Source organism: Corallococcus sp. EGB, from assembly GCF_019968905.1.
Taxonomy (GTDB): domain Bacteria; phylum Myxococcota; class Myxococcia; order Myxococcales; family Myxococcaceae; genus Corallococcus.
The window spans coordinates 2,549,938-2,566,801 of record NZ_CP079946.1; the positions used below are offsets into that span (position 1 = coordinate 2,549,938).

Here is a 16,864-nt window from a genome sequence, read left to right on the forward strand (position 1 = left end):
GCTACTGGCCCAGGCGGGCCGTGCCGATGCTGGCCTCCAGCGTCGTGGAGCCCGCGCGCCACGGACGGGCCTGCTCGCGCGCCCAGCGTCCCACCCGGGCGATGATGTAGCAGGCCACCAGCAGCACCACGGAGACGCCCAGCGCCGCCGCCATGCCCAGCCGCGGACCGATGCGCTGCGCGAGGCCCGCGATGTCCGCCCAGCCGTACACCACCGGCAGGTGCAGCACGTAGATCCACAGCGACATCCGCCCCATGGGCGCCAGCAGGCCGCTCAACCGCCGCGGCAGCAGGTTCACCACGCCCAGCACCAGCAGGCCCTGCGCCACGCGGTACGTCACCACCGTGGGGCTGGTGGGCGTCCAGTCGACGGGCACCCAGCGGGTGAGCGCCAGCAGCGCTCCGCCCAGCACGAGCAGCGAGAAGCCCTGCGGCAGGCCCGGCTTCAAGAGGTGCAGCCCGTGCGCGGCGAAAGCGCCCGCGAAGAAGTAGCCCGCCCAGGGGAAGAACGGGAAGCGGCTGCCCTCCCCGTTGCCGATGAACTGCTGCAGCGGCACCGGCAGGTGCTCGCCCGCCTGCCACATCCCGGCGCTCGCCAGGGGGATGCCCACCGCCAGCGCGCCCAACAGCAGCGCCCGCGCGCCCCGGTGCGGTGTCACCACCAGCGCCATGGCGCCCAGCAGCAGCGCCGAGCCGATGCACTGGAGCGCGTCGAACTGGAACACCTTGCGCAGCATGGCGTCGGTGAAGCCCAGCTCACGCACCGCGCCCCAGCCGGGCCAGTGCAGGAGGTACCCCAGGAAGAGCAGCAACAGCGCCCGGCGGAACCGGCGGCCGAAGGAGTCCTTCGCGGCGCCGGGCTTCGTGCCCAGCGCCATCACCACCGCCCAGCCGCTCACCAGCAGGAACAGCGGCGCGGTGATGCCCCGCAGCTTCCAGTACTCCTGGACCCACGGATGGTCCCGGAACGCGGGCGCCAGCAGTGCGTCCAGCGTGTGGCCCATCACCATGGCGAGCACGGCCAGTCCGCGCGCGCCATCCAGCGCGGGGTGCCGGGTCTGCCGGAAGTTGAGAGAGGGAGCGAATCCTTTCAAAACGCACCGAGCATAAGCCCACCTTCGGGCCTCGTCTCCAAAACGCACCAACCGTGGGGGTCGGCAGGCGCGGAAACGACCTGGATTTTCACTCCCAGCCCAGGTCCCCTCCCATGCACGGGATGCTACAGGGTGGATGCATGTCCGCCCGCTCCGCGCTCGCCACCCTCGTGCTCCTCTCCGTCCCGACCTCCGCTCTCGCGGAGTCTGGCGATGACTGGTTTGGCCGCGACAAGCCCAGGCACTTCGCCGCGTGTGTGGCCGTGACGGGCGTGGGCTACGGCGCGGGCGCGCTCCTCTTCGAGTCGCCTGTCGCGCGGGCGCTCACCGGCGTGGGACTCGGATTGGGCGTGGGCGCGGGCAAGGAGGTGTATGACCGGGCCCGCGGCGGCGTCTTCTCCATGAAGGACCTGGCGTGGGACACCGCGGGCACCGCCACGGGGCTACTGGCTTCGTTCCTCGTGGACCGGTTCATCACCGAGGTGCTCCTGCCCCCGCCCCCCACCGTCGCCGCCGGGCGAGGCGTCGGGCGCGTCCGGACGGGCACGGCGCTCCACGAACTTCAGCAGCAGGTCGCGCTGGAGCCGGGGCTCCACCAGCAGCATGCGGCCTTCGGGGTCCTCGGTGTCGGAGACGAGCACGGTGACCTGCCGGCGCGGGCACTGGTTCATGCAGCCGGTGGGCGTGACGCGCACCTGTCCGGCGAGGCCCCGCTCGGCCAGCTCACCCTGGAGCCAGCGCGGCAGGTCCTGTCCTCCGCTCCGGGCGCTCTTCGCCAGGCACTTGCGGCAGACGAGCACGTCCACCTCCCGCCCCTTGCCGCCCGTGTCGTCGTCCTGCATCCGCCGTCCTCCGGGGCGCCCCGCTTCCAGGCGGATGCGCCATTGCGTGGGCCCGGCACACCGCCGGGGCCTTGATGAAAAAGAGGTAGCTGTGTGGGCTTTGTTCCGCAGCGGCGCGCCATCGCGTCCGCCGGGCCGCTGTCCGGGCGGGCGGTGCGGGACTGATGGGAGGGGAAAGCCTGGGGGAGGGGTGCGGCGTTCCGTCGCGGGCCCAGACGGCGGGGCGCTGATACGGTGCGCCCGCGCTGCTCACGGGAGGCTCCGCACATGCCGCGAAATCGACTGCTGCTCGGGTTCACCCTGTCGCTGCTGGGCGTGGGCGCGCTCTCCGGTTGTGAGCGCTCATCCAGCACGCCCGCGGAGGCGAAGCCGCCCGCGCCCGCTCCGGTGGCGGAGCAGGCCCCGAAGCCCACCGCGCCGGATGCCGAGGCGGTGGCCCGGCTGGCGTCGCACTTCTTCCAGGCCCCTCGCAACCAGGCGCCCTTGCCCGAGGACACCGCGGAGCAGGTGGCCCTGGGGCGCATGCTCTTCCACGAGCCCCGGCTGTCGAAGAACCACGACGTGTCCTGCAACAGCTGCCACGGCCTCGACACCTTCGGCGTGGACAACAAGGCGCTGTCGGAGGGGCACAAGAAGCAGAAGGGCAGCCGCAACTCGCCCACCGTCTACAACGCGGCACACCACATCGCGCAGTTCTGGGACGGCCGCGCGGCCACGCTGGAGGCCCAGGCGGAAGGGCCCATGATGAACCCGGTGGAGATGGCCATGCCGGACGCGAAGCGCGTCGAGGCCACGCTGTCGTCCATGCCCGAGTACACCGCGCGCTTCCGCGCCGCCTTCCCCCAGCAGAGCAAGCCCGTCACGCTGACGAACACCGCCCGGGCGCTGGCCGCCTTCGAGCGCACGCTCACCACGCCGTCGCGCTTCGACCGCTTCCTCGCCGGGGAGCACGCCGCCCTGAGCGCGCAGGAGCAGCGCGGCCTGGAGGCCTTCGTCACCACGGGCTGCACCACGTGCCACAACGGCCCGGCGGTGGGCGGCGCGTCGTTCCAGAAGCTGGGGCTGGTGGAGGCGTACCCCGCCCTCACCGACGCGGGCCGCTTCGACGCGACGAAGAACGAGGAGGACCGGGGCTACTTCCGCGTGCCCACCCTGCGCAACGTGGAGAAGACCGGGCCCTACCTGCACGACGGCAGCGTGAAGGACCTGCCCACCATGGTGCGCCTGATGGGCCGCTACCAGCTGGGCCGCACGCTGAAGGACGGCGAGGTGGAGGACCTGGTGGCCTTCCTCAAGAGCCTCACCGGCGAACTGCCCGCCTCCGAGCGCATCTCCGCGCCGCCGCTGCCTCCCAGCACGAAGCGTACCCCCAAGCCGGACCCGTCATAGCTGCCGGAAACGTCGCACCCCGCCCGGCGGGTGCTAAACCCTCGCGTCCATGACCTTCTTCTTCCATCTCCACTCGGGTCTTCGCTACCTGGTGCTGTTGTCCGGTGTCATCGCGCTCGCGTTCTTCGCGTTCGCGGTCGCCACGAAGCGCCCGTTCGACAAGGTGGGGCGCATCATCGGCGCGTCCTACTCCGGCTTCCTGCAGCTGCAGGTGCTGGTGGGCATCGGCGTGCTGGTGACGCGCGGGTACTACCCGGCGCTCATCGGGCACATCGTGATGATGATCCTCGCGGTGGGCGCCATCCAGGGCCCCCTGTCCGCGAACCGCCGGCGCACGCCGCCCGGCTACGTGCTGCCGCTGGTGGGCACGCTGGTGTCGCTGGCGCTCGTGGCGGGCGGCATCCTGGCCATCCGCCCGGGCCTGTTCGTCTCCACCGCGTTCTAAGCAGGCGCGCGTGAGGCGAAGCGGCTGGGACCTCCAGCCGCCTCGCGTGGGGCCCTTCCGCTAGCGGCGGCTGCGGCGGCGCAGGGCCAGGGGCGCGAGCAGCGTGAGGAGGACGGGCAGCAGACCCGGGCTCGCGTTGCATCCACCCTCAACCTCGCCGTTCGGTGCTTCCTTCACCGGACCCGAGCCCGCGTCCGTGTTTCCGCCGGTGCCCGCGTCGGCGCCCGTCCCCGCGTCCGTGTTTCCACCGGTGCCCGCGTCGGCGCCCGTCCCCGCGTCCGTGTTTCCACCGGTGCCCGCGTCCGTGCCGCCGCCCGGGTTCGCGGAGCAGTCACCCAGCGAGTGCTCCACGGCGCCCAGCGTGGCCGAGGCCGGCCGGGCGCGCGCGCAGAAGTCCTCCGGCGCCAGGCTGTTGCGCGGGGCCGCGCCGATGAGCGACGACACATCACCCTTGCGCGTCAGGTCGCCCTTGAGCGGCGCCACGTACCAGGTGGCGAAGGTGTTGGTGTCCACGTTCGAGCGGTTCGAGCTCTGGGTGCCGGTGGCGCTGTCGCGGTTGCGGATGACGCCCGTCAGCACGTTGCCCACGGCCTCGCCGGTGGAGGCCGCGAAGCGGTAGTCCACGCCCAGCGTTCCGACGAACGTGTTGAACAGCACGCGCGTGTTCGCGGCCTTGTTCAGGTACACCGCGACGTCCGAGCAGTTGGCCACGATGTTGTTGCGGATGATGCCGTCCGTGTGCTCCGGCGAGCACGGCACGTTGGGGTCGAAGGCCGGCGCGCAGTACTGGTTGCCGGTGCCGCCACCGCCAAACGACAGGCCGATGCGCGTGTCGCCCTCGGGCCGGTCCTTCACGCACAGGACGCGGTTGCGCTCGAAGAGTCCCCGCTTGCCGCCGCTCTTCATGAAGGCGCCGTAGGAGATGCCGCCCTGCCGGGAGAAGTCGTGCAGCTCGTTGTCGCGGACCACCCAGTCATCGCCGGTGTCGATGTTCACCTTGTTGACGGGCGTGGACGTCACGCGCGGATGCGTGTCGTAGATTTCGTTGTTCTCGATGAGGCCTTTGTGCGGCATCTCCCACACGCCGCTGCCGTTCTGCGACGCGTTCACCTTGAGCTGCGAGTTGAAGTCGCGCACGCGGCTGTTGCGCAGGACGAAGTTCTCCGCGTGGCCGGTGACGTGGAAGGCGTGCTCGCAGGTCTCGTCATTCGCGCAGATGCCCTCCACCGTGAGCCCGTCGAAGGTCCAGGAGCGGCCGGAGACCTTGAAGCCCTCCTGCGCGTTGAAGCGCACGATGGCCGCGTAGCGGTTCTTCGCGCGCACCGTGATGGGGGCCGCCTGGGTGCCCTCCGCCGAGCAGCTCAGGTTCGCGTTCACGGTGTACGTGCCGTCCTCCAGGACGATCTCATCTCCGGCCTTCGCGGACGAAAGCGCGGCCTGGAGCTCGGTCACGGTGGTGACGCTCTTCACGGCCGCGCCGCCCGTCAGGGGCAGGAGCAGCAGGGCGAAGGAAACGGTTTTCAATGGGAATCCATGAAAAGGAGGTTGGGAGGCCCCAACGCTAGCGGATCCTCCGGCAGGGCAGGCGGCCTTGCGTGCGCAGGGATTCCGGGCGCTAGGGGATGGACGCTCCCGTGAGCACCTGTCCTCGCATGGCTTTCCAGAATCAGGACTCCCGGTGGGGATGGTCCATGCTCCGGGTCTCAGCGCTGGCCGGGGTGCTGCTCACGGCCCCGGGCGTGTTCGCGCTGCCTTCGCGAGGACAGCCGCTGCCGGAGTTCGCGGCGCGCGACCTGACGTCCGGTCCTCATGAGAGCGACGAGCTCAAGGGGCATCCCACGTTGGTGGTCGTCATCACCGACAAGGACGCGGGCGACCGCATGCGCGACTGGTTCAACGCGGCGGACGAGCACATGCCGGACTCGGTGCACCGCCAGTCGCTCATCTCCCTCAAGCTGCCGTTCTTCGTCAGCGAGGGGACCGCGCGAGGCAAGGCGAAGAACCAGGTGCCCAGGGACTACTGGAAGGACACCTGGCTGGACAAGAACGGCGGCATGGCCAGGGCGCTGGGCCTTGCTCCCAGCGACACCCCCTACGTCCTGGCGCTGGATGCGCAAGGGCGGGTGGTGGCCGGCGTCCACGCCACCGTGGACTCGCCGCAGGCGCGGACCATCTGGTCCGCGCTCCGCAGGTGAGGCCGGAGGGCTAGTAGCGCCCGCCGCTCTCGAGGATGGCCTGGAGCTTCTCCTTGTCGTTGGAGAAGGGGAAGGCCTGGTACAGCTGGTAGCTGTTCTGCGGATCCAGCAGGGTGGGCCGCATCAGGCGCACCACCTCCAGCTTGTCGCCGGAGAAGGAGAACTGCCCGAGCACCGACAGGATGTGCGACACGAGGAAGTTCTCGTTGGGCGCCACCTGCGACAGGATGCGCAGCTTCTCGCGCGGGAAGGACTCGCGGACCATCGCCTGGGTGATGCTGCGGAACTGCGCGTCGGAGATGGGACGCACCACCGGCGGCGGAGGCGGCATCGGCTGCGGCGGGGCCGGGATGTTCACGACGTACGGCGGGGCGTCGGCCACGTACTCGCTCAGCTTGTCCAGCTCCTCCATGGCGGCGCGGATGCTCTCGCGGCCCTTGGCGTCCTTGGTGCGGGACATCGCGTCGCGCAGCGCGTTCTCCAACCGGTCGATGCGGCGCGCCACCTGGTCGCGGTCGACGACGGCCTGGTTGCGCGCGGGCGGCGGGGGCGGCATCGGCTGCGGCGGGCGCGGCGTGGAGTGACCCGGGGGCGGGGGGCGGCGGAAGTCCGCGGCGGCCGCGGAGTTGACGGAGTCCTCGGCGCGCGGTGCCGTCTGGGCCAGTGAGGCGGCGGAGGTGAGCAGGACGACGGCGAGGGTCAGGGCCTTCATGGTGTGCATCCTTGGGGGTGTTCGTGCTTCGTCCCATCTGACGGGACGAAGGGCCGCGCATTCAAGCCCCCCGCGCTGCTTGCTCCAAGAAGGCCCCGGGCGGCCCTCACCGCGAGGCATCAGGGCGTCTTCAGCCGCGCTTGGAGATGACCTGGCCGTCGGCGCCAATCTCGTAGACGAGCGGCACGCCCGTGGCCAGCTCCAGCCCCACCACCGTCTCACCGGACAGCTTGTCCAGGCGCATCACCAGCGAGCGGTTGGAGTTGCCGTGCGCCACGACGAGCACGTTCTTGCCCTGGCGCAGGTCGCCCGCGATGGCGCGGTCGAAGAAGGGCAGCACGCGCTTCGCGGTCATCTCCAGGGACTCGCCGTTGGGGGGCGGCACGTCATAGGAGCGGCGCCAGATGTGGACCTGCTTCTCGCCGAACTCCTTGGCGGCGTCCGCCTTGTTGAGGCCCTGCAGGTCGCCGTAGTGGCGCTCATTGAGGGCCGCGTCGCGGATGACGGGCGGGCGCTGGCCCAGCGTGTCCAACAGGATGGCGAGCGTCTCCTGCGCGCGGCTGAGGGCGGAGGTGTAGGCGACGTCGAACTTCAGGCCCTGGAGGGCCTCGGCGGCCTTGCGGGCTTCGCCGCGGCCCTGCTCGGTGAGGGGCACGTCCACGAAGCCGGTGAAGCGGTTCTCGTGGTTCCACAGGGACTGACCATGACGGACGAGAGCGAGGATGGGCATGGCCCTCCTGCTAGCCCAACCGGGGGGAGGGGGAAAAGAGGCAAGCCCCATGCACCCGCCCGGCCCGTCGTCTTGCGACCACGCCTGAGCGACCGTCACCCGGTGGACTGGGTCTCCAACTGGAGGCGCTCGCAGACGGCCGCCACCGCGCTCAGCGTGTTGAACAGGTCCACCATGCCCACCTGGAGGCCCAGGTCGTCCTCGATGCGGTTGGCCAGCAGGGTGGCCAGCAGCGAGTTGCCCCCCACCTCCAGGAAGTGGTCCTCCGGCCGCACGGCGTCCACGCCCAGAAGCTCCTGCCAGTACCCGGCCAGCCGCGCCTCCATGGGCGAGGGGCCTGCGCTCGGGGTGCTCATGGTGTGATTCCTCCGGGTGGGGATGCTGGAATGACTGTAAATTGAGAAAAATAGAAATACCGCGTCAAGTCGGGCTGCGCCAGGGCAGGCAGGCGGGCTTCGTACCCCCCCGGTTCCGGGCTTCCCTGGCAGGCTCGGGAGCCAGGGACGACGCGAACGCGGCCGGAGCGGCCACCGAGTTCTTCCGCGCGGCGACCGTCATTGAATCCATGGCGAAGCACGCGGGGCTGGAATGGTTGGACTCGGGAGCGGTGGTCCGGGTGGAGTCCGTGCCCGGCAATCACCTGTCGATGCTCCTGCGGGAGAACGCCGTGGGATTGGGCGCGAAGCTCGCGGCCTTCATGCCCTGAACGAGGCTCGCATGTCTTCGCTGCTCCATCGCTACTGGATCCACTTCCCCGACGACGCCTTCGTGCGTTCGCAGGGCCTGAGCCATGGCTGCGGCGTGACGGCCTATAGCTTGGAGGATGCCCGGAGGCTGCTCCAGGAGCAGCTCTTCCAGGACACGCCACTGCCGCCCTTCACGCGTGTTATCGAGGACGTGGATGTGACCACGCTCGAAGTGAATCACATCCGTCCCAACATCGGCGTCGTCACCTGGCGGGGAATCTGGTTCCCCTTCCTCCAACTCTGCTGAGCGGCCGGCTCAATTGGAGCCGGGCCGGCCTCGCCGCGGGGCCATGCGCCGCAGGTCGTCCCGCCGCCGCGCGCCCGGCTCCTGTGCCTGTGCGGGAGTGGCCACCGGCGGTGCGTCCTTCGGCGGTGACAGGTGCCCGGCGAGCGCGCGCACCTCCACCACGCCGCGAGCTTCGCTTCCGTGTCCGTGCGGCTCGGGGCTTCTTCGGGGCTCGGGTTCACGGCCGTTCCTCCCGCCCGCTCACGCGGACTTCAATCGCTCGCGCAGCAGGTACTTGCGCACCTTGCCGGTGGCCGTCTTGGGCATCTCGTCGATGAGCTCCAACCGGTCCGGCCAGTACTGGTTGGACATGCCCTGCTGCTTGAGGTGGTCGCGCAGCTCGTTGAGCGTGGGCGGGGCCTCGCCCTCGCGCACCACGACGACGGCGCACACCCGCTCGCCGCCAATCTTGTCGTCCGAGTGCGCGACGATGGCGACCTCCTTCACCTTCGGGTGCGAGTAGAGCGTGGACTCCACCTCCACCACGGGGATCTTGTACCCGTACCGGAAGATGACGTCCTTCAGCCGCCCCACGATGCGGATGCCGCCCCGCCCGTCGTCGCGCGCCAGGTCGCCCGTGTCGAACCAGCCCTCCGCGTCCACCGCCGCGGCGTACACGTCGTCGCGCTTGAAGTAGGTGAGGCACTGGCTGGCGCCGCGCACGAGCAGCCTTCCGGTCCCATCCGGATACGGCGTGCCGTCCTCCGCGAGCGCGGGGACGATCTTCGTCTCCATCCACGCCACCGCGCGCCCGTCGCTCTGGCTGGGCCAGTCCGGTGCGTCTTCATGCCGGGTGATGGTGACCGCGCCGTTCTCCGTCATGCCCCACAGCGTATGCAGCCGCACGCCGAACACCTCGCGCACCGCCGCGATGAGGTGCGGCGGCACCGGGATGGAGCCCGTGGCCAGCTGCCGCAACGAAGAGGTGTCGCGCTGGCGCTTGCGCTGCACCGCGATGAGGTTCATCAGGTACGTGGGGATGCCGTAGGTGAACGTGACGCCGTGCTCCTCGAAGAGCTTGAGCGTCAGCTCCGGGTCGCCCACGTCCATGTAGATGGCCGTGGCCCCCAGCAGGATGGGCATCAGGTACGAGTACGTGAACCCCGTGGACGCCGTCAGCAGCGACGGCAGCGCCACCACGTCCGTTCCGTCGATGCCCAGCGTGTCGCAGAGCGCGCGCGTGATGCCGTAGTTCGTGTTGTGTGAATGCACCACACCCTTGGGCTCACCCGTGGTGCCGGACGTGTAGAGGATGTTGCAGACGTCGTCCGCGGCCGCCGGGGCCACGCCCTCCAGTGACGCCTCCTTCTCCCACTCGCGCTCGATGAAGTGGCGCTCGAAGTCCCGCTCGCCCGCCTGGAGGTCGGTGTTGGCGCCGAGCAGGACCCGGTGGCGCAGCGACGGCAGCACCGCCGCGATGTCGCGCGCCATGTCCCGGTGTGAGTGACCCGTCCACGACGTGGGCCCCACGTACACGGACGCCTCCGTGCGACCGAGGATGAACTCCACCTCGCGCCGCCGGTAGTCCGGCGGAATGGGCGCGATGACCGCCCCCAGCCGCGCGCACGCCAGCGCCAGCGCCGTGAAGTGCCACCCGTTGGGCAGCTGCACCGCGACGATGTCCTCGCGCCCCACGCCCAGTTCGCGCAGCCCCAGCGCGAAGCGATCCATGTACCGCGCGAGCTCCGCGTACGTCAGCCGCGTGATGTCCTTGGAAAAATACCGTGCGGCGATGATCGCGGTCTTGTCCGGGTGCGCCTCGACGCAGCGACGCAGATCGTCAACCACCGTGGTGTCTCGCCACCAACCCTTTCGCCGGTACTCCGAACCCTTCTCCACTGCCGCTGCGTTATGGAAACGCTGCCCCATGCGAAGGTCTCCTCCGAGTGAGCGAAGCCAGGGAATGCCGGGCGCGCCGCGCGTGTAACACCGCGAGATTGCCGGGTAAGACGGTTTTTTCTCGTACATCTATATCTTAAGAAAATCCGCGTTGACGGCGCATGATGCGTTTTCCTAGGGTGTCTCACAACAGCCGGATTCCGGGGCTGTGTCAGCGACGCTACGGGCATGACCTTCTCGGCGAACTCAACGACCCCCGGGCTGTCGCGCGACGCGCGGACGCCAGCTGAACCCGCGGGCTCTGGCGGGCCGGTGACGCCTGCCCGCTCCGGGGACGGGGTTGCGGGCGCCGCGTCGGACGCGGGGCTGGCGCTCCTGCCGGGCCGGGCGACGCGGATCCGGCGGACCATCGTGCGGCTGGCGGCGACGCCGTCCGGCTGTCACCTGGGGGGCTCGCTGTCGATGGTGGAGATCCTGGTGGCCCTGCTGGGCCGGGTGATGCGCGTGGATCCGCGCGCGCCGAAGGCACCCGGGCGCGACCACCTCATCCTGTCCAAGGGGCACGCGGCGGCGGGGCTCTACGCGGCGCTGGCGGAGTTCGGCTTCGTGGACGTGGAGACGCTGGTGCGCGAGTACAACGCGGACGGCAGCGTCTTCACCGGGCACGTGAACGCGGCGGTGCCGGGCGTGGAGTTCGCCACCGGAAGCCTGGGCCACGGCCTGGGGCTGGGCGTGGGGCTGACGCTGTCGCACGTGCTGCGCGGTGAGCCCAACCGCACCTTCGTCGTCTGCGGCGACGGGGAGATGGGCGAGGGCTCCAACTGGGAGGCGCTCCAGGTGGCCTCACACCGCAAGCTCACGGGCCTGACGCTGATCATCGACCGCAATGGCGGACAGAACGACGGGCCCACCGAAGCCATCCTCTCCCAGGAGGCGCTGGTGCAGCGGCTGGACGCGTTCGGCTTCCAGTCGCTGGAGGTGGACGGGCACGACCTGCCCGCGCTCGTCGCAGCGCTGGAGGCGCCTGTCGCGGGGGGCCGTCCGCGCGCCATCGTCGCCAGGACGCGCAAGGGCGCGGGCGTCCCGATGCTCAAGGGCAAGGGGCCGCACTACGCGGTGTTCTCGCAGGAGCACCTGCGCCGGGCGCTCGCGTCGCTGGGGGAGGACGCCTGATGAGCGCGTCACTTGCCCCGGCGCTGGACCTGGCCCGGTCGCCGGAGGCGTGGCTCGCCGCGCACCCGGACCTGTCCAACCGTCTGGTGTTCCGGCACGCGGCCGCGCGGTTCGCGGAGGAGGACGCGCGCGTCGTCTTCCTGGAGGCGGACCTGGGCGGCGGGAGCGATCCATTCGAAGCGCGCCACCCCCAGCGCTACTTCAACCTGGGCATCTGCGAGGCCACCATGCTGGACATGGCGTGTGGCCTCGCGCACGGCGGGCACACGGTCATCGCGCACAGCTTCGCGGCGTTCGGCGTGATGCGCGCGTGCGAGCAGGTGCGGCTGAACCTGGCCTATGCGCGCGCCAACGTGAAGCTGGTGTGCGACTACGGCGGCGTGGCGGGCGCCTTCTTCGGTCCCACGCACCACGCGATTGAAGACCTGGCCGTGCTGCGCGCCATGCCCAACCTCACCGTGGTGTCGCCCGCGGACGGTCTGGAGACGGTGCTCGCCACGCGCGCGATGCTCCAGCACGACGGGCCGGTGTACCTGCGGCTGGGTCGCAACCGCGTCACCCGGCTGGACGTGCCGCGCCCGCCGTTCGAGCTGGGCCGCGCGGCGCTCCTGCGCGAGGGCGACGACGTGGGGTTGCTCGCGCACGGCGAGGTGGGCGTGTCCGTGGCGCTGGACGCCGCGAAGCTGCTGGAGGCGCAGGGCGTCGCCGCGCGCGTGCTCAACATGCACACGCTCAAGCCGCTGGACGAGGAGGCGGTGCGCGAGACGGCTTCACGCACGCGCCTCCTGGTGACGGTGGAGGAGCACAACGTGCTGGGCGGACTGGGCAGCGCGGTGAGCGAGACGGTGTGCACGCTGGACCTCCAGCGGCGCGTGCTGCGCGTGGGCTTGCAGGACCGGTACGACTCGCGCGCCGGTTCGCACGAGGCGCTGCTCAAGGGGCACGGGTTGGAGGGCGGGCAGGTGGCCGAGCGCGTCCTGGAAGTGCTCCCAAGAACCCCGGTGTTTGCCGTGGAATCCACAACGAGGAGGGACTGACATGCAGGTCCAGAACCCGAACCCGATGACGCAGTCCGTGCCGCCGGAGCAGTGCCCGCTGTGCGCGCAGCCGGTGCCGGGCGGCAACCGGATGGTGGGCGAGGTCCTCTCGTGTGACGGCTGTTCCGCCGAGCTGGAGGTGGTGGGCATCAACCCGCTGCGGCTCGAGGAGGCTCCCGAGGTCGAGGAAGACTGGGGGGAGTAGACCCGCGCCATGCGCAAGGTCGACCTCGTCTATACGCGCGTGCGCACCGAGGAGAAGCTCCTCCTCGAGGCGCTGCGCAGGCGCGACTGCGCCGTCAACCTGGTGCAGGACTCCGGGATGGTGCTGTCCATGGACCGGCAGCGCCTCACCGAGGCCGACACCGTGTTGATGCGCAGCATGTCCTTCACCCGTGCGCGCTACCTGGCCACGTTCCTGGAGATGAAGGGGCTGCGCGTGCTCAACAGCGCGCGGACCATCTCCCTGTGTGGAGACAAGGCGCTCACCAGCGCCGCGCTGGCCGCGAGGGGCGTGCCCATGCCGTGGGCGTTCGTGGCCTTCGACGAGGACGCGTGCCTGGAGGCGATTGAGAAGAAGGGCTACCCGGTGGTGACGAAGCCCGTGCTGGGCAGTTGGGGCCGGATGGTGGCCCGGCTGGATTCGCGCACCGCGGCGGAAGGGGTGCTGTCCACGCGCTTCGGAACTGGCGGCGCGCAGGACCACGTGGCGCTGGTGCAGGAGTACGTGGACAAGCCGGGCTATGACCTGCGCGTCTACGTCATCGGCCGGGCGGTGGGCGGACTGAGGCGGCGCTCCGAGCATTGGGTCACCAACACCGCGCGAGGCGCCGTGCCGGAGCGCTACGAGGTGCCGGTGGCGCACGCGAAGCTGGCGGAGGCCGCGGCCGAAGCGGTGGGGGGGGACATGGTGGCGGTGGACCTGCTGGAGACGCGCGGCGGCGACATCTACGTCAACGAAATCAACCACTGCGTGGAGTTCGCGCGCAGCATCGAGGAGACGGGCGTCCCGCTGCCGGACCTCATCGCGGACTACATCGTGTCCGGAGCCCGGAGATGAGCGTGCGCGTGGCGGTGCTGGGGGCCGCGGGCTACACCGGTGGCGAGGTGCTGCGCCTGCTGCTCGCGCACCCCGCGGTGGAGGTGGTGCAGGCCACGTCCGGCCAGTTCGCCGGCAAGCGCCTGGACTTTCCGCACCCGCACCTGCGCGGGGTGGGGATGCTGCGCTACACGCCGCACGAGGCGCTCGAGCCCTGCGACGTACTGGTGAGCTGCCTGCCGCAGGGGGAGTTGATCCAGCGCTGGCCGAAGGTGTCCCGGCTGGCGGAGCGGGTGGTGGACCTGAGCGCGGACTTCCGCCTGGACGCCGCGGGGCACGCGCGCTGGTACGGCAAGCACCCGCGCCCGGACGACGTGCCCGCGTTCGTCTACGGGCTGCCCGAGTGGATGGGTGATGCGCTGACGAACGCGCGCCACGTGGCGATTCCCGGCTGCATGGCGCACGCGGGGCTCTTGGCGCTACTGCCGCTGCTGCATGCGGGGCTCGCGCGCCCGGACGTGCTGGTGGTGGACGCGAAGACGGGCTCGTCTGGGGGCGGCTCCACGCCGGACCGCTCGTCGCATCATCCGGAGCGCGCGAACGCGCTGCGCTGCTACAAGCCGGTGGGCCACCGGCACACGGGGGAACTGGAGGGCGTGGTGGCTCGCGTCACCGGCCAGCAGCCCACCATCCACTTCAGCGCCACGGCGGTGCCGGGCGTGCGCGGCATCCTGGCGACGGTGCACGCCTTCGCGGCGCGGCCCGTGGAGGAGGCGGAGGTGGTGCGCGCCATCGCCACGCGCTACCGCGAGAAGCCCTTCGTGCGGCTCTTGCGGCCCAGTGCGTCGCTGTCGCCGTTCCCGGAGCCCGGGCCGCTCCTGGGCACGAACCACTGTGACCTGTCGGTGGACGTGGACGGGGAGCGGGGCCGCATCGTGGTGAACGCGGCCATCGACAACCTGGTGAAGGGCGCCGCTGGTACGGCGGTGCATGCGCTGAACCTGATGCTGGGCCGCCCGGAGACGGAAGGGCTGGGCTTCCGGGGGCTGCATCCGCTCTAGACCGCAGTCTGACTCGCGCATCTTGACTCCGAGGAGCCTCACGCCATGAGCATCCTGAGCACGAAATCGAAGGCGGACGCGTCGCTGTCCCCGGGCGCGGCGTTCGCGGCCGCGGTCCAGAAGCACGGCACGCAGGCGCACGTGGACTACGACACGTCCATCGTGGACGCGTTCCCCGGCTTCAAGCGCCGTCCGCGCATCGCGGTGCGCGGCATGTTCAAGACGGCCAGGGCGGAGCGCGACCCGGTGCCCTTCTGGTACGAGACGCACCCCCAGACGAAGCCCACCGGGCCGGTGCAGGACCTGGAGCTGCGCCCGGAAGCGGGCTTCGAGTTCCACCAGGACACGCAGGCGCTCAAACCCACGCGCGCGTGGATTCAAGTGCCTCGCAACCTGCTGGAGGATGCCCACTCGCTGGCGCAGTTCATCGACTTCCGGCTGCTGGTGCGGCTGAACACGGCGGAGAACCAGGCGCTGTGCATCGGCAAGGGTGGGGACGGCGTGCGGGGGCTCATGCACACGCCGGGCATCGTGCGGCTGCCGGCGAAGAAGAACGCGGTGGCCTCGCTGCTCAATGCCTGCGCGCAGGTGGAGCAGATGGGCGGGTCCGCGGATGGCATCGTCATCAACTCGCTGGACTTCTACGAGCACCTGGTGGGCCAGCAGTCGCTCTTGTCGGACCTGGCGGCCATGGGCATCCGCCTGTGCCGTACGCGCATGGTGAACCCGGGCACCATCATCGTGGGGGACTTCACCGCCGCGGCGACGCTGTATGACAGCCAGCGCTCGGTCATCCGGTTCGCGGAGCCACCGCCAGGCATCTTCCCGCGCGAGGGCCTGGCCGCGTACGGCGAGGTCTACACGACGCTCGCGGTGCACCTGCCCACCCACTTCTTCGTGGCGTCCCTGACCTGATGGCCACGGCGAGCGCGAAGGGCGAGGGCGCGTCGCTCACGGTCCTCTACATCACGGGCTGGTGCCGCAGCGGCAGCACCATCCTGGGCAACGTCCTCAACGAGGTGCCGGGCTTCTTCCACGTGGGGGAGCTGAGCTTCCTGTGGAAGAACGCTTACGGGAACGGCTCGAACACCCTGTGCGGCTGCGGGCAGCAGTTGTTGGAGTGCGGCATCTGGAACACGGTGTTGAGCTCCGACGTACCGGCGGGCCTGACGCCGCGAGCGCACGCGGAGGCGGTGGTGCGCCGTCAGCAGGCCGCCGTGCGCACGCGGCACACGCTGCGGGTGCTGGACGAGGCGGGGGATTCGCAGGCGCTCCAGGCGCACGCGGACTTCCTCGCGCGCACGTACCGGACCATCGCGCGGGCCACGGGGAGCACGGTGCTGGTGGACAGTGGGAAGTTCCCCTCCGAGGCAGCGCTGCTGCCGCGCGTGGAGGGCATCCGGCCGCTTTATCTGCACCTGGTGCGAGACCCGCGCGCGGTGACGCACTCGTGGACAAAGACGAAGCAGTACGTCGTCCCCATGTCCGCCGCGCGCAGCACGGCGTACTGGCTGGGATTCAACGCCGCATCGGAGGAGGTGACGCGGAGGTTTCCTGCCCAGTCGCTCTTCCTCCGCTACGAGGACTTCATTGCCGCGCCGGACCATGCCGTGGACATGGTGTTGGACCTGGTGGGCGTGCCGCGTGCACAGAACCCGGTGAAGGGGCGCACGGTGGTGCTGGGCAAGAACCACACCGTCACCGGCAACCCGGACCGTTTCCGCAGCGGGCCCACGCTCCTGCGCGGCGAGGACGACGCGTGGAAGGGGGAGCTGGCCTCTGGAGCGAAGGCGCTCACGGTGGCGCTCGCGTGGCCCCTGATGGCGAAGTACGGGTACTTCAGCGGCGCGAGGCGGGCTCCCGTCGGAGGGACCGCGCCGGACGCAGCGGGCGCGGAGCCCCGCTCCTGAGCCTGCGGACATGAGCCCTGTCCTCACGGATGAGAAGGCAAGAAACCGGCGGGGCCCCCGGCGGCGGCGGGCTACAAAAACCTGTCCGACTGTCGGACAGGTTCTGAATCACCGGGGCCTGGGGCCGCTCTGCCGCCCGGACCGCGAAAACCTGTCGGACAGTCGGACAGGTCTTGAGGCGCTGGCGTTGGGAGAGCCGCCGGTCCATCCGGGCCAGGAAAACCTGTCGGGCAGTCGGACCGGGTTTGAAGCACCGGGGTTGGGTGTGCCACCGGCCCACCCGAGATGCAGAAGGCTGTCGGACAGTCGGACAGGTTTTGAAGTGCCGGGGTTGGATGTGCCACTGGCGCATCTGGGCCGGGAAAAC

Annotated in this window: 19 protein-coding genes; 12 read left to right on the forward strand and 7 right to left on the reverse strand. The window is 70.5% G+C overall.

The genetic code is table 11. The features are described 5' to 3' along the window. Position 1: 1 nt before the first annotated feature. Entirely contained in the window at positions 2 to 1,093 is a 1,092-nt protein-coding gene (locus KYK13_RS10960; protein ID WP_223644013.1) for an acyltransferase family protein, read from the reverse strand. A gap of 443 nt (positions 1,094 to 1,536) precedes the next feature. Beyond that, positions 1,537 to 1,935 (reverse strand): (2Fe-2S) ferredoxin domain-containing protein, encoded by a 399-nt coding sequence (locus tag KYK13_RS10965; RefSeq protein WP_223644014.1) that lies wholly within the window; start codon positions 1,933 to 1,935, stop codon positions 1,537 to 1,539. Between the two features lie 267 nt (positions 1,936 to 2,202). Between KYK13_RS10965 and KYK13_RS10970 the strand changes: the two genes are divergently transcribed. Together KYK13_RS10970 and KYK13_RS10975 are read left to right on the forward strand one after the other, a co-directional pair. Then, positions 2,203 to 3,324, forward strand: a complete 1,122-nt coding sequence (locus tag KYK13_RS10970) for a cytochrome-c peroxidase (RefSeq protein WP_223644015.1) — start codon at positions 2,203 to 2,205, stop codon at positions 3,322 to 3,324. 49 nt (positions 3,325 to 3,373) lie between these two features. Further along, a complete protein-coding gene (locus tag KYK13_RS10975) occupies positions 3,374 to 3,769 on the forward strand; it encodes a hypothetical protein (RefSeq protein WP_223644016.1) in 396 nt (131 codons plus the stop codon). A 60-nt stretch (positions 3,770 to 3,829) separates the two neighbouring features. Here KYK13_RS10975 and KYK13_RS10980 read toward each other — a convergent pair whose 3' ends face one another. After that, positions 3,830 to 5,293, reverse strand: a complete 1,464-nt coding sequence (locus KYK13_RS10980; RefSeq protein ID WP_223644017.1) for a chondroitinase-B domain-containing protein — start codon at positions 5,291 to 5,293, stop codon at positions 3,830 to 3,832. 167 nt (positions 5,294 to 5,460) lie between these two features. On the opposite strand from KYK13_RS10980, the gene KYK13_RS10985 reads away from it, so the two are divergent. Next, complete coding sequence (locus tag KYK13_RS10985; protein WP_223644018.1) at positions 5,461 to 5,964, forward strand: hypothetical protein; 504 nt, start codon at positions 5,461 to 5,463, stop codon at positions 5,962 to 5,964. Between the two features lie 10 nt (positions 5,965 to 5,974). Here KYK13_RS10985 and KYK13_RS10990 read toward each other — a convergent pair whose 3' ends face one another. The 3 genes from KYK13_RS10990 to KYK13_RS11000 form a co-directional block, all read right to left on the reverse strand. Next, a complete protein-coding gene (locus KYK13_RS10990) occupies positions 5,975 to 6,676 on the reverse strand; it encodes a DUF4476 domain-containing protein (protein ID WP_223644019.1) in 702 nt (233 codons plus the stop codon). A 130-nt stretch (positions 6,677 to 6,806) separates the two neighbouring features. Next, on the reverse strand, positions 6,807 to 7,406 hold the full coding sequence (locus KYK13_RS10995; RefSeq protein WP_223644020.1) for a 2,3-diphosphoglycerate-dependent phosphoglycerate mutase: 600 nt from the start codon (positions 7,404 to 7,406) through the stop codon (positions 6,807 to 6,809). 95 nt (positions 7,407 to 7,501) lie between these two features. After that, entirely contained in the window at positions 7,502 to 7,762 is a 261-nt protein-coding gene (locus KYK13_RS11000) for a phosphopantetheine-binding protein (protein WP_223644021.1), read from the reverse strand. Positions 7,763 to 7,971: 209 nt separating this feature from the next. On the opposite strand from KYK13_RS11000, the gene KYK13_RS11005 reads away from it, so the two are divergent. Both KYK13_RS11005 and KYK13_RS11010 read left to right on the forward strand, forming a co-directional pair. Beyond that, positions 7,972 to 8,112 (forward strand): hypothetical protein, encoded by a 141-nt coding sequence (locus KYK13_RS11005; protein ID WP_223644022.1) that lies wholly within the window; start codon positions 7,972 to 7,974, stop codon positions 8,110 to 8,112. Between the two features lie 11 nt (positions 8,113 to 8,123). Next, complete coding sequence (locus KYK13_RS11010; protein WP_223644023.1) at positions 8,124 to 8,399, forward strand: hypothetical protein; 276 nt, start codon at positions 8,124 to 8,126, stop codon at positions 8,397 to 8,399. A gap of 240 nt (positions 8,400 to 8,639) precedes the next feature. Here KYK13_RS11010 and KYK13_RS11015 read toward each other — a convergent pair whose 3' ends face one another. After that, positions 8,640 to 10,226: an AMP-binding protein gene (locus KYK13_RS11015; protein WP_223644024.1), complete on the reverse strand. Its 1,587-nt coding sequence runs from the start codon at positions 10,224 to 10,226 to the stop codon at positions 8,640 to 8,642. A gap of 279 nt (positions 10,227 to 10,505) precedes the next feature. Between KYK13_RS11015 and KYK13_RS11020 the strand changes: the two genes are divergently transcribed. From KYK13_RS11020 to KYK13_RS11050, 7 genes are read left to right on the forward strand one after another with little or no spacing between them, the layout of a single operon-like run. Next, positions 10,506 to 11,450, forward strand: a complete 945-nt coding sequence (locus KYK13_RS11020) for a thiamine pyrophosphate-dependent enzyme (protein ID WP_223644025.1) — start codon at positions 10,506 to 10,508, stop codon at positions 11,448 to 11,450. After that, the gene (locus KYK13_RS11025; RefSeq protein ID WP_223644026.1) at positions 11,450 to 12,487 is read left to right on the forward strand and encodes a transketolase family protein; all 1,038 of its coding nucleotides are present in this window, start codon (positions 11,450 to 11,452) and stop codon (positions 12,485 to 12,487) included. The genes KYK13_RS11020 and KYK13_RS11025 overlap by 1 nt, the downstream gene beginning before the upstream one ends. A gap of 1 nt (position 12,488) precedes the next feature. Continuing rightward, entirely contained in the window at positions 12,489 to 12,692 is a 204-nt protein-coding gene (lysW, locus tag KYK13_RS11030; protein WP_223644027.1) for a lysine biosynthesis protein LysW, read from the forward strand. A 9-nt stretch (positions 12,693 to 12,701) separates the two neighbouring features. Further along, positions 12,702 to 13,547: a RimK family alpha-L-glutamate ligase gene (locus KYK13_RS11035; RefSeq protein ID WP_223644028.1), complete on the forward strand. Its 846-nt coding sequence runs from the start codon at positions 12,702 to 12,704 to the stop codon at positions 13,545 to 13,547. Further along, complete coding sequence (gene argC / locus KYK13_RS11040; protein WP_223644029.1) at positions 13,544 to 14,587, forward strand: N-acetyl-gamma-glutamyl-phosphate reductase; 1,044 nt, start codon at positions 13,544 to 13,546, stop codon at positions 14,585 to 14,587. The genes KYK13_RS11035 and argC overlap by 4 nt, the downstream gene beginning before the upstream one ends. A 45-nt stretch (positions 14,588 to 14,632) precedes the next feature. Further along, complete coding sequence (locus tag KYK13_RS11045; RefSeq protein WP_223644030.1) at positions 14,633 to 15,502, forward strand: family 3 encapsulin nanocompartment shell protein; 870 nt, start codon at positions 14,633 to 14,635, stop codon at positions 15,500 to 15,502. Continuing rightward, positions 15,502 to 16,497: a sulfotransferase gene (locus KYK13_RS11050; RefSeq protein ID WP_223644031.1), complete on the forward strand. Its 996-nt coding sequence runs from the start codon at positions 15,502 to 15,504 to the stop codon at positions 16,495 to 16,497. The genes KYK13_RS11045 and KYK13_RS11050 overlap by 1 nt, the downstream gene beginning before the upstream one ends. Positions 16,498 to 16,864: the final 367 nt, after the last annotated feature.

What these genes read in the sequence shown, in the direction of transcription:
- KYK13_RS10965 (WP_223644014.1), bottom strand. Translation starts at nt 1,935, where the DNA reads ATGCAGGACGACGACACGGGCGGCAAGGGGCGGGAGGTGGACGTGCTC.
- KYK13_RS10970 (WP_223644015.1), top strand. Translation starts at nt 2,203, where the DNA reads ATGCCGCGAAATCGACTGCTGCTCGGGTTCACCCTGTCGCTGCTGGGC.
- KYK13_RS10975 (WP_223644016.1), top strand. Translation starts at nt 3,374, where the DNA reads ATGACCTTCTTCTTCCATCTCCACTCGGGTCTTCGCTACCTGGTGCTG.
- KYK13_RS10985 (WP_223644018.1), top strand. Translation starts at nt 5,461, where the DNA reads ATGCTCCGGGTCTCAGCGCTGGCCGGGGTGCTGCTCACGGCCCCGGGC.
- KYK13_RS10990 (WP_223644019.1), bottom strand. Translation starts at nt 6,676, where the DNA reads ATGAAGGCCCTGACCCTCGCCGTCGTCCTGCTCACCTCCGCCGCCTCA.
- KYK13_RS10995 (WP_223644020.1), bottom strand. Translation starts at nt 7,406, where the DNA reads ATGCCCATCCTCGCTCTCGTCCGTCATGGTCAGTCCCTGTGGAACCAC.
- KYK13_RS11000 (WP_223644021.1), bottom strand. Translation starts at nt 7,762, where the DNA reads ATGAGCACCCCGAGCGCAGGCCCCTCGCCCATGGAGGCGCGGCTGGCC.
- KYK13_RS11005 (WP_223644022.1), top strand. Translation starts at nt 7,972, where the DNA reads ATGGCGAAGCACGCGGGGCTGGAATGGTTGGACTCGGGAGCGGTGGTC.
- KYK13_RS11010 (WP_223644023.1), top strand. Translation starts at nt 8,124, where the DNA reads ATGTCTTCGCTGCTCCATCGCTACTGGATCCACTTCCCCGACGACGCC.
- KYK13_RS11020 (WP_223644025.1), top strand. Translation starts at nt 10,506, where the DNA reads ATGACCTTCTCGGCGAACTCAACGACCCCCGGGCTGTCGCGCGACGCG.
- KYK13_RS11025 (WP_223644026.1), top strand. Translation starts at nt 11,450, where the DNA reads ATGAGCGCGTCACTTGCCCCGGCGCTGGACCTGGCCCGGTCGCCGGAG.
- lysW (WP_223644027.1), top strand. Translation starts at nt 12,489, where the DNA reads ATGCAGGTCCAGAACCCGAACCCGATGACGCAGTCCGTGCCGCCGGAG.
- KYK13_RS11035 (WP_223644028.1), top strand. Translation starts at nt 12,702, where the DNA reads ATGCGCAAGGTCGACCTCGTCTATACGCGCGTGCGCACCGAGGAGAAG.
- argC (WP_223644029.1), top strand. Translation starts at nt 13,544, where the DNA reads ATGAGCGTGCGCGTGGCGGTGCTGGGGGCCGCGGGCTACACCGGTGGC.
- KYK13_RS11045 (WP_223644030.1), top strand. Translation starts at nt 14,633, where the DNA reads ATGAGCATCCTGAGCACGAAATCGAAGGCGGACGCGTCGCTGTCCCCG.
- KYK13_RS11050 (WP_223644031.1), top strand. Translation starts at nt 15,502, where the DNA reads ATGGCCACGGCGAGCGCGAAGGGCGAGGGCGCGTCGCTCACGGTCCTC.